Genomic DNA, 11,341 nt, shown 5'->3' with positions numbered 1-11,341 from the left:
CCTTCCGTTTAAATTTTAGAAAATTTCGACAGAAAATTCATACAAAAAAAGAGCAGCGCTATCTGTAGACGCTACTCGTGGCATATTTTTTATTAACGGGCAGTAAGCCCCCTCACTGTTGAAAGTTTCTCTTAATTATTGTTTCTTCATCTCAATTACTAAATAATGAGCTGTTTCTGCTGCTTGAATGTGGATATCTTCTTCAATTACTTCTGCTGCATCTCTCATCACTAACGCTTCACCATTCACAATGCCGCTTCCTTCAATTTGAACCAAGTAAGCTTGACGCCCTTCACCAACTGGGAATGTAATCTCTTTTCCTTTTTCTAAAGCAAGAGAATACAGATTTGCATCTTGATGAATTTCAATCGGTGCACCGCCATCAATTGGTGAAACCATGTGGAACCATGTATTCTCACGTTTACTCCAATCAAATTTAAATTCACCGTAATTTGGCATATGGCCAGCGCGGTCTGGTAAAATCCAAATTTGCAGAAGACGCAATGTTTCATCTCCTAAGTTGTGCTCACTATGGAAGACACCTGTTCCAGCACTCATATATTGCACATGACCGCGCTCAATTGTCCCGCGGTTTCCCATACTATCTTGGTGCGTTAATGCTCCGTCCACTACATAAGAAATAATCTCCATATCACGGTGTGGATGCGTATCAAATCCTGTTTGTGCTGCTACTAAATCATCATTAATTACGCGAAGTGCACCAAATCTCATATTATTTGGGTTGTAGTAATCTGCAAATGAAAAATGAAAATGTGTATTTAACCAACCGTGATTTGCTCTTCCCATTTGTTTATGATCAATTTTTTTGAACATATCCTTCACCTCATTTTATCTCGAACTCGAGATATTTATTTGAAATTTTTATGATTGTAATTTACGAAGTAATGCTAACAGCTGTTTCTGTTCCTCGCGATCCAACTTGCAAAATTGCGCTGCTTGAAATCTTTCTTGGGGCGGAACAACTTCTTCATACAGTGCTTTACCTTTCTCTGTTAAGGAAAGATACTTCGTTTTTCCTTCTTGCTCTCTTTGAATCAAATCAAGCTGCTCCATTTTACTCAAAAGCTGCGTAACGTTTCCTTTTGTAACGAAAAGCTTTTGACCCAATTCTTGCTGCGTTAAACGATCCCCTGTCCCAATTTGTACTAATACATCAAATTGTGCAGCAGACAAATCCCATTTTTTTAAATGTTGATTCGTTTCTCTAATACTTTGGTTGTAAAAGCGTGATAAACGAAACCATACTAATAAACCAAGTCGTTCATCTGTTTTCATTCCATCACCTCGCTAAGCTTTGTAACTATAGTTTAGAACTAAACTATAGAAATGTCAATTACTTTCTTTTTGTAAGTAAAACTAAAACATAGTGCCGGATTCACTATGTTTTAGTTTGCACACCTTCTCCTATATTCTCTCATCTTTCTCTTCGCAAACACTCTTGCATCCTTCTCAATCCACCGCTTTTCATACATTTCATTACCGACATATAATAACTTCCGTTCATGCTGCATATCATGCCGAAACTCATGCAACAATGTTTCCAATAAGCACTCATACTCCTGCCACATACAAACGAAAATTAAACGCTGTTCTTTATGATAAAATCCGTTCAGCGGAAATAAAAATTCTTCTTCCTCTTCTCCTAGTCGGACTAACACATCATTTGTTTCACACGTATCACAGAAAAATACAGATACCTCACGCCGTTCAATTAATGAGAACACATCCCTCTGCACTTGATTTATATCCCATGGAAAATCTTCATCAAGTACATACCAGTTCCCAGCTTGTTGATATATCTTTTGAGATAGAAGCTGCATCTTCATTCTCCCTTCTATTTATTCTCTTTTATCTATATGTCACATTATCTCCTGTTTTAAACCTACACCTGCGTCACAAAATGTTTAAAATTATATATGCAAAATGGGTTGATTTTATACCCTCTATTAGATTATTATAATTATAAATTAGTAATTGATATAAAACAAAAAAACGTGAAGGAGATTGATATTATGAATACACAAGTTATTGAAGTATTAAACAAACAAGTAGCAAACTGGAACGTTTTATTTACAAAATTACACAACTACCACTGGTACGTAACAGGACCTCAGTTCTTTACATTACATGAGAAATTCGAACAATTTTATACAGAAGCAGCTACGCACATCGATGAAATTGCAGAACGTATTTTAGCAATCGGCGGCAAACCAGTAGCAACAATGAAAGAATACTTAGAACTATCTTCTGTTCAAGAAGCAGCTTACGGAGAAACTGCAGAAGGAATGGTCGAAGCAATTATGAAAGACTATGAAGCAATGCTTCTTGAACTCAAAAAAGGCATGGAAATCGCACAAGATGCAGACGATGAAACGACATCTGATTTACTACTTGGCATCTATACAGAACTTGAAAAACACGCATGGATGTTACGCGCATTCTTGAATCAATAAGAAAAACGGCAGCAGCTTAGCGATATATCGGCGCTTTTCATAATATATCGGCGCAAACGCATCATTTATCGGCGTTTTTTACAATATATCGGCGATTCGACACAATATAAAGACCCTTCGACCACATTCGACAAATATCACACCAAAAAATCGAGCGGGACAATTCCGCTCGGTTTTTTATTTATGTTAACTGCTTCCACTTATTCCCCATCACTGGTCGTTTGTACTCTTTCATTTTAGGAATCAACTCATTAGCCGTTTTTGCAGATACAAGCAATTCTTTATTCGATGGATTCATAAAGCCTTCCTCTGCTGCACGGTCCACCATTTGTAATAACGGTGTGTAGAATTCTGCAATGTTCAGTAATCCAACAGGCTTTTCGTGAATCCCAATTTGTGACCAACATACCACTTCAAACAGCTCTTCAAATGTTCCATAACCGCCTGGAAGTGCAATAAATGCATCAGCAAGTTCACTCATTTTCGCTTTTCTCTCATGCATCGTTTCCACTTCGATTAGTTCTGTTAAGCCGTGATGAACAATTTCTCCTCTAAATAATCCGCGAGGCATGACACCTGTTACACGGCCGCCTAGCTCTAATACTTGATTCGCTACTTCTCCCATTAATCCAACGCAAGAGCCTCCATACACAAGCTCTATATTATTTTGAACTAATATTTCACCAAGCTGCCGAGCTTCTGTTTGAAACTCTGGACGCTCTCCAACATTAGATCCTGCAAATACACAAATACGTTTCATTACTCCACCCCAAAACTACATATTGTTATGCTACAATGTAATCATACTACATATTGGGAGGATGGGAAAAGGATGAACACGAATGAATTTCAAAGCTGGGTGGAACAATTTTATTATGAGCGGGGCTGGGCACAATATAATTCCTTTATTCGTGTTAATTTTTTAGCGGAGGAAGTGGGCGAAGTTTCTCGCGTCGTGCGTGCTATTGAAATTGGTCGTGATCGTCCAGATGAACGAAAAAAGAGCGAAGAAGAATTAACAATTGAATTAAAAGAAGAAATTGGAGATGTTTTAGGAAATCTTATTATTTTAGCGCAAAAATATAATTTAGATTTACAAGATATTATGGAAACGCATGTTAAGAAACTCTCCAAGCGATTCGAATAATAAGTGAGAATTATTTTCAATTACGATATGATTATATCGTAATAATATGAAAGGGGCTTTTTTATGTTATCTCCAACATTACGTGAAGCACTAAATGATCAAATGAACTTTGAGTTTTACTCCGCCCATGTGTATATGGCAATGGCGGCTTACTGTACGTCAGAAAACTACGATGGATTTGCCAACTTCTTTCTTGTACAAGCAGAGGAAGAGCGTTTCCATGCAATGAAGCTTTACAATTATATTAATGATCGCGGTGAGCGTGCTATTATTACTGGATTTGAGAATCCAAATAACGAGTACGAATCCATTTTAACTGCTTTTGAAACTGGACTCGAACATGAACGTGAAGTTACAAAGCGAATTTATCACTTATCTGATATTGCGTGGGATGAGCGCGAGCATGCTACGATCACCTTCTTAAAATGGTTCGTTGACGAGCAAGTTGAAGAAGAATCATCTTTCGATAGCATCATTCAAAAATTAAAGCGAATTACAAACGATTCAAACGCATTGTTTATGTTAGATGCTGAATTAGAAAAACGCACGTTTACTCCACCAGCTGAGTAATAGAGTAGAAAACTGAAACAGAAAAGAGATGGCTTTGCCATCTCTTTTCTGTTTCAGCTTCCCCTCATCAAACCGTACGTGAGGTTTTCCCTCATACGGCTTTCCGATGTTCTTCTTTCTTTGGTATTCAGTTATGTTTAACTTTGGCACAAAGATATAAAGTTTTCCGAAGTTCTCGAGCTTTCACATTGGTGTAGTTAGCTGTTTCCAGCATTCACTCACTCTTACCTCCTTCCAACTTATGAACAAAGTAGAGGTCCTTCCCTACATAACCTTGTGTTGTCGTTATGATGTTCAGTACTATGACCTCCTCCGACTCCCTATTTGCATTCCACCATTTCACTTACGCTTATAGGTTTCATTTCTCCTTTCTAAAAGAAAGGGCAAAGGAGCGCCTCCCCACTTCCAGACACTACTTTATCAACATACCGTCCTCCTTACCCCGAGGGATTCTTCGATGTTGCCTTTCCAAGTTATTCACATCTTCCATGGTCTTCGCCTATTTACTCCAGGCTCGACTTCTCCTATTGCTAGGGTGCTCTTGACGAGGCGGCAAGGTTCACTTTATGTTACGGTCTGCTGATTCGCTCGCACTTCTATTAGAAGTTACTTTTTCACAGGGCTTCAACCTTAGGATTTCTCCACCAGTTGCCTGTCAGCTACTAGGCGACTTGGTTCTTACCTAGACTGGACTTTCACCAGTAAGCAGTGTCCAGCTTAGCTGGGCACGCAAACAAAAAAAGCATAAATCAACCGCTTTCGTCAATTTATGCTTCTTACATTGTAAAATTGAAATAAAACAACAGATATAACGCCCTGTAAGTTCGTAGATTATAGTCATTAAAATCGAATGCTTAATAATCATTTTTATGTTAACATAGGTGTATTATAGTATATAATATACTCAGTTGGTAGACAAAGTCTTTTACTGGACAAGTCCATAAGCTAGAGGACGCAACTAGCCTTTTAAAATTTACTATTTCAGATTCGGTGATTACTTATAGTTCATTCGAATGTTGCAACGGTTTGAAAAGACATATTCACCGGCAATAGTAACTTTAAGAGCATTTTGCCCTAAATCTTTGTGTAAAGTTTTACAAATTTCCTCGAGTTGTTACGGACGAAGAAATCTTACCTGTAATGGGGAATCTTCTTTCATTACCAAAAATTTAAGAAGTATTGCTATCTTGCTATCGTAAAGGAGAATTGGAGATGCCAGAAACAATCACTCAAACAAAGCCTGAACAAAAATCATTACAAATTTCAGCTAGCCAAGGACAGCTTGATGTACTTGATCAGCTATTAAAGCCTGAAGTTCAAGAGTCTTTAACTACATTAGTAGAACAACTTCCAAAATTAACTGAGCTCGTTAACATTTTAACAAAGTCTTATGATTTCGCTCAAGCAGTCGCTACTGATGAAGTATTAAAAAATGATACTGTTGGAGCAATCCAAGAACTTGCAGAACCTGTAAAAGATACAGTGAAAACCATTGCTGCAACTGCTATCGAAGCGAAAGATCGCGCTGAAGAAAGCAACGAAGTTATCGGTCTTTTTGGCCTTTTAAGAATGCTAAAAGATCCGCAAGCACAAAAAATGTTTCGCTTTGTAAACGCTTATCTTCAAATTACTGCAGAACGCAATCATAAATAATTCTTTCTTACACAACAATTAGTAAAGACGGGGGATATCATACTATGTCAAAACAAATTGTCATCTTAGGTGCTGGTTATGGCGGACTTCTTGCAGCTTTAAATGTACGTAAACATTACAGCAAATCAGAAGCACAAGTTACAGTTATCAACCAATATCCAACACATCAAATTATTACGGAACTACACCGCCTTGCAGCAGGTAACGTTTCTGAGCAAGCAGTTGCAATGCCACTTGAAAAACTTTTCAAAGGTAAAGACATCGATCTTAAAATTGCAACAGTTGAGTCATTCTCAGTTGATAGCAAAGAAATTAAACTAGCTGGTGGCACTACTTTATCTTACGATGCACTTGTAGTTGCTTTAGGAAGTAAAACTGCTTACTTCGGTATTCCAGGACTAGAAGAAAACAGCATGGTATTAAAATCTGCTGCTGATGCAAACAAAATCTACAAACACGTTGAAGACCGTATTCGTGAATACGCTAAAACGAAAAACGAAGCTGATGCTACAATCTTAATCGGCGGCGGCGGATTAACTGGCGTTGAGCTAGTTGGTGAACTTGCTGACATTATGCCAAAGCTTGCAAAAAGCCACGGCGTAAATCCAAAAGAAGTTAAACTTCTTCTTGTTGAAGCAGGTCCAAAAATCCTTCCAGTATTACCTGACCATTTAATTGAACGTGCAACTACTAGCTTAGAAGCACGCGGCGTTCAATTCTTAACAGGTCTTCCTGTAACAAACGTTGCTGGCAATGAAATCGACTTAAAAGACGGTCAAAAAATCGTTGCTAACACATTTGTTTGGACAGGCGGCGTACAAGGTAACCCATTAATCGGTGAATCAGGTCTTGAAGTAAACCGTGGTCGTGCAACAGTTGATGCATACCTACAATCTACTTCTCACAAAAACGTATTCGTTGCTGGAGACAGCGCTGTTGTCTTCGCTCCAGACGGTCGTCCATACCCACCAACTGCACAAATCGCTTGGCAAATGGGTGAGTTAATTGGATACAACTTATACGCGGCACTAGAAGGCAAAGCATTCGAAGAGTTCGCACCAGTAAACTCTGGAACACTTGCAAGTCTAGGACGTAAAGATGCTGTTGCTTCAATCGGAGCAAGCTCAACTCCACTTAAAGGCTTACCAGCATCATTAATGAAAGAAGCAAGTAACGTTCGTTACTTATCACACATTAAAGGATTATTCAGCTTAGCTTACTAATCTGAATGATAGCCCGAATCATGTTTATCTATGATTCGGGTTTTTATTTGATCAAAATTCTCTACATAACTTATTCAACAAGAAAGTGACATACACCTTTTGAAATCTCTAAATATACTGTCTACTTTGTTACGATTTTGTGTATTGTAAATAATCTATGTACTCCTCTTTCTTTTTAAACGGTAAAGAGCAGTTCGCCATGCCTAGGCGGGCTCAGAGGTAGTAGAGTAGAAAACTGAAACAGATGTCTTATAGATGGCTTTGCCATCTCTTTTCTGTTCCGGTTTCCCCTCATCAAACCGTACGTGAGGTTTTCCCTCATACGGCTTTCCGATGTTCTTCTTTCTTTGGCTTTCAGTTTTGTTCTAGCTTCCCACTTTCACGAGTGTGTATGTTGTTTTCTTCATCAAGTCCTTAATACGAATATGTTTCTTTCGAACATTTCTTTTCTTGTTCCAGAAAAGATTCAGTCGTTCCAGAACGTACCAGCCTATTTTGCCAAGCCATTTCTGCCCCATTGGAGATAGGCTATAATAATTCTTAAATCCTTGTAAGATTCGGTTTAACCCTTTCACCATCTCATTCAATTGTAAGTACAGTTTATTTCTAAGCTCTGTGTACTTCTTGATGCGCTCTCGCATGTTCTTCATGGCTTTCTTACTCGGTACATGTGCCATGATATGCACTCTCTTCCCGCCTTTCACATGTTTTGGAAATTTCCGATGATGAAATCCAAGAAAATTAAATCCCTCTTTTCCGTCCCACGTATTCACTAATTTCGACTTCTCCTATTGCTAGGGTGCTCTTGACGAGGCGGCAAGGTTCACTTTATGTTACGGTCTGCTAATTCGCTCGCACTTCTAGTAAGAAGTTACTTTGTCACAGGGCTTCAATCTTAGAATTTCTCCCCCGATTGCCTGTCAGTTACTAGGCGGCTTGATTCTTACCTAGACCGGACTTTCACCAGTGAGCAGTGCCCAGCTTAGCTGGGCACGCAACAAAAAAAGCAATGAGCCCGCAGCTCATTGCTTTTTTCCTTTTTTATAGCATTACCCCAACGATAATCGCTGATAAGATACTTACTAACGTTGCACCGTATACAAGTTTTAATCCGAAAGAAGATACAACGTTTGCTTGTTTTGCGTCGATACTCTTCGTTGCACCTGCGATAATTCCGATAGATGAGAAGTTCGCAAATGATACAAGGAATACAGATAAAATACCAATTGTACGAGGTGTTAAGTGAGCTGCTGCTTTTCCTAAATCAAGCATCGCAACGAATTCGTTTGTTACTAATTTTGTTGCCATAATTTGTCCAGCTGTTACCATCTCAGATGCTGGGATACCCATGATGAACGCTAATGGTGAGAACACATATCCTAAGATCGTTTGGAATGTAATACCGAAAATAGAATCAAATAGACCGTTAATTGCTGCCATCAATGCAATGAATCCGATTAACATCGCTGCTACTGTAACTGCAATTGAAAATCCTAACATAATGTACTCGCCTAACATTTCGAAGAACGTTTGGTGCTTGTCCTCTTGTAACTCTAAAATATCTTCCTCTTCACTCACATCGTAAGGATTTAGAATGTGGATGATAATAAATCCGCTAAATAAGTTTAAAACAAGTGCTGTTACAACATACTTAGGGTCAATCATTTTCATGTAAGAACCAACGATTGACATGGAAACCGTCGACATAGAAGACGCACATAGTGTATATAAACGATTTTTTGGTAATTTGCTTAGTTGATCTTTTACTGTAATGAAAACTTCCCCTTGACCAACAATTGCCGCTGCTACTGCATTATAAGATTCTAGTCTTCCTAAACCATTTACTTTACTTAATAAAAATCCAACTGCTCTAATAATAACTGGTAAAATTCTAAGGTGTTGCAGAATTCCAATTAACACCGCAAGGAAAATAATTGGAAGTAATACAGAAAGGAAAAACGTATATTCTCCTTTATTTACAAGCCCACCAAATACAAAACTAATTCCAGCATCCGCATATTTTAAAATTGCACTAAATCCGTCAGAAATTCCTTTAACTAAATAATATCCAATCTGTGTATTTAGTAAGAAATATGATAATCCTAATTGAATAACAAGCATAAGAGCAATTGGCTTATATTTAATCTTTTTCCGATCGCTACTTACAAGAAACGCTAGTATAAATACAGCAATTAATCCTACAAGAAACATGACATATTTCATACGTGAATCCTCCATTTTTTTGTCTAATCTATCATTCCCTATTAGTTGTTGAACGATAGACGTCTGACAATTCAGATTAAAAAAATAAGTATCTCTAAAAACAATTTACCGCCTACACTAGTAAGCGTTTGCATTGTGCAAATTTATATACTACTACATAGTTCATGTGGAATATGAGAATGATATCATTTTGTTCTATCCATAAGCAAATTGTAAGCGTTATCTTTCAGAAATGCAATATATTTTTTAAAGGGAAAAATAGCCAAAAAAAGAGCATAGAACCTTTCTTCTATGCTCTTTTGGCACTACTACCCTACTTGTTTTTCTTTTCCAGCAACTGAATCTTCCCAGCATTCCGTATTCTTTAATCCTGGGATAGAGCTTGCATGGAATACAGGGTCTTTCCCTTGCTTTTTCTGCTTCACATAGTCTTTAAGTGCAGCAAATGCAAATTTACCAAGAAATGCAATTGCAATTAAGTTTGTGATTACCATGAAGCCCATGAATAAATCAGCCATGTCCCAAACAATTTGTACAGCTGCAACAGAACCGAACATAACCATTCCAACTACCGCAATACGATATACCGTTAACCAAGTCTTGCTCCTTTTAATAAACTCAATATTTGTTTCACCATAATAATAGTTTCCTAGTAGAGAACTAAAAGCAAATAAAAAGATAATAATCGCTAAGAAACCACTTGCCCAAGATCCGACTTGTGAACTTAACGCAACTTGTGTTAACTCAATACCTGTTAAACCTGGCGTTTTGTAAGCACCAGAGCATAGTACGATAAATGCTGTAGATGTACATACTAAAAACGTATCAACTAATACACCAATCGTTTGAATATACCCTTGCTTCGCAGGGTGAGATACGTTCGCTGTTGCTGCTGCATTCGGTGCACTACCCATACCTGCTTCGTTCGCAAATAAACCACGCTTAATACCCATCATAATCGCAGCACCAACGCCGCCGCCCACTGCTTCTTGTAAACCAAATGCATTCATGAAGATTTCTGTAAATACATCTGGAAGCAATGTGATGTTTTTAATAACAACAAACAATGCAATTCCAATATATACAATTGCCATTGGTGGCACAATCAGTTCTGACATACGTGCGATACTCTTAACACCGCCAAAAATAATAACTCCAACTAAAAGAGAAAGTACAATTCCAACTACATAACGTTCAAGACCAAATGCATTCTTAAATGCAAGTGTAACTGTGTTCGCTTGTACTGAGTTGAAAATCAGTCCATAACTAATTGTAATTAAGATCGAGAATACAATTCCCATCCAACGCTTATTTAAACCTTTTTCCATATAATAAGCTGGACCGCCGCGGAACCCGCTGCCATCTTTTATTTTATAAATTTGCGCTAATGTGCTCTCTACAAAACTTGAAGATGCCCCAATAAGCGCAATTAACCACATCCAAAATACCGCACCTGGACCTCCCAAAGAAATCGCTAGTGCTACACCTGCTAAGTTCCCGATCCCAATACGGGCTGCAGAACTCATACAGAAAGCTTGGAAAGAAGAAACGCTACCTTTTTTACGCGTCTTTCCTGTCAATCCATCCGTCATTAAACGCATCATTTCCCCTAGATGACGAATTTGAACAAATTTAAGTTTAAAAGAAAAATAAAGGCCTAAGCCAATTAACATTGCAATAATAACATAAGTCCATAGAATATCATTCGTTACTCCGATGAATTTTTCTAAAATGTCAATCATATTGTCCCCTCCCTTTTTTCTCACATAAACTGAATTGTATCCTAAAATCGTTCAAAAATCAACAATTTTCGACAAAACAACAATTACATATAAATGTATCTCTTTAATTCTCTATTTTTCTTGCAAATACTCAATAATACTAACACTTACACAAAAAACAAGTCATGTTAGTTTTTCTGACATAAAAATATAATTCACATAAAAAAGCGCAATTCTTTTCTGAAAGAATTGCGCTTTTTTATAATTTTTATTTTCTTTTCTCTATTATTCGGTTAACAGCCTAATATTTTATTAAGAAATATTTTAAAA

At 37.5% G+C, this 11,341-nt stretch carries 12 protein-coding genes; 5 read left to right on the top strand and 7 right to left on the bottom strand.

Features of this window, described 5'->3' with window-relative positions; genetic code table 11:
* Window positions 1-135 precede the first annotated feature (135 nt).
* The 3 genes from LRP84_RS08330 to LRP84_RS08320 form a co-directional block, all read right to left on the bottom strand.
* Complete coding sequence (locus LRP84_RS08330) at window positions 136-834, bottom strand: pirin family protein (RefSeq protein ID WP_230574663.1); 699 nt, start codon at window positions 832-834, stop codon at window positions 136-138.
* Window positions 835-882: 48 nt separating this feature from the next.
* On the bottom strand, window positions 883-1,296 hold the full coding sequence (locus LRP84_RS08325) for a MarR family winged helix-turn-helix transcriptional regulator (RefSeq protein WP_230574662.1): 414 nt from the start codon (window positions 1,294-1,296) through the stop codon (window positions 883-885).
* 110 nt (window positions 1,297-1,406) lie between these two features.
* Window positions 1,407-1,841 (bottom strand): DUF3920 family protein, encoded by a 435-nt coding sequence (locus LRP84_RS08320; RefSeq protein WP_230574661.1) that lies wholly within the window; start codon window positions 1,839-1,841, stop codon window positions 1,407-1,409.
* 192 nt (window positions 1,842-2,033) lie between these two features.
* On the opposite strand from LRP84_RS08320, the gene LRP84_RS08315 reads away from it, so the two are divergent.
* A complete protein-coding gene (locus LRP84_RS08315; RefSeq protein ID WP_230574660.1) occupies window positions 2,034-2,474 on the top strand; it encodes a Dps family protein in 441 nt (146 codons plus the stop codon).
* A gap of 181 nt (window positions 2,475-2,655) precedes the next feature.
* Here the strand turns inward: LRP84_RS08315 and LRP84_RS08310 are convergent, their stop codons facing one another.
* Window positions 2,656-3,234: an LOG family protein gene (locus LRP84_RS08310; protein ID WP_230574659.1), complete on the bottom strand. Its 579-nt coding sequence runs from the start codon at window positions 3,232-3,234 to the stop codon at window positions 2,656-2,658.
* Window positions 3,235-3,306: 72 nt separating this feature from the next.
* On the opposite strand from LRP84_RS08310, the gene LRP84_RS08305 reads away from it, so the two are divergent.
* From LRP84_RS08305 to LRP84_RS08290, 4 genes are all read left to right on the top strand, one after another.
* Window positions 3,307-3,621 carry a MazG nucleotide pyrophosphohydrolase domain-containing protein gene (locus tag LRP84_RS08305; protein WP_230574658.1) on the top strand — a complete coding sequence of 105 codons (315 nt, stop codon included), beginning with the start codon at window positions 3,307-3,309 and terminating at the stop codon, window positions 3,619-3,621.
* Between the two features lie 63 nt (window positions 3,622-3,684).
* On the top strand, window positions 3,685-4,191 hold the full coding sequence (locus LRP84_RS08300) for a ferritin (RefSeq protein WP_230574657.1): 507 nt from the start codon (window positions 3,685-3,687) through the stop codon (window positions 4,189-4,191).
* A gap of 1,212 nt (window positions 4,192-5,403) precedes the next feature.
* The gene (locus LRP84_RS08295) at window positions 5,404-5,844 is read left to right on the top strand and encodes a DUF1641 domain-containing protein (protein ID WP_230574656.1); all 441 of its coding nucleotides are present in this window, start codon (window positions 5,404-5,406) and stop codon (window positions 5,842-5,844) included.
* Window positions 5,845-5,888: 44 nt separating this feature from the next.
* A complete protein-coding gene (locus tag LRP84_RS08290; protein WP_230574655.1) occupies window positions 5,889-7,067 on the top strand; it encodes an NAD(P)/FAD-dependent oxidoreductase in 1,179 nt (392 codons plus the stop codon).
* Window positions 7,068-7,432: 365 nt separating this feature from the next.
* On the opposite strand, the gene LRP84_RS08285 is transcribed toward LRP84_RS08290, so the two are convergent.
* From LRP84_RS08285 to LRP84_RS08275, 3 genes are all read right to left on the bottom strand, one after another.
* Entirely contained in the window at window positions 7,433-7,840 is a 408-nt protein-coding gene (locus tag LRP84_RS08285) for a group II intron maturase-specific domain-containing protein (protein ID WP_230574654.1), read from the bottom strand.
* Between the two features lie 268 nt (window positions 7,841-8,108).
* Entirely contained in the window at window positions 8,109-9,290 is a 1,182-nt protein-coding gene (locus LRP84_RS08280) for a NupC/NupG family nucleoside CNT transporter (protein ID WP_230574653.1), read from the bottom strand.
* A gap of 308 nt (window positions 9,291-9,598) precedes the next feature.
* Window positions 9,599-11,029, bottom strand: coding sequence for an alanine/glycine:cation symporter family protein (locus LRP84_RS08275; RefSeq protein WP_230574778.1), 1,431 nt, complete (start codon window positions 11,027-11,029; stop codon window positions 9,599-9,601).
* Window positions 11,030-11,341 lie beyond the last annotated feature (312 nt).

The organism is Bacillus rhizoplanae (genome assembly GCF_917563915.1).
In the GTDB taxonomy this organism is placed as follows: domain Bacteria; phylum Bacillota; class Bacilli; order Bacillales; family Bacillaceae_G; genus Bacillus_A; species Bacillus_A rhizoplanae.
This window is presented reverse-complemented; position numbering and strand designations above follow the sequence as displayed.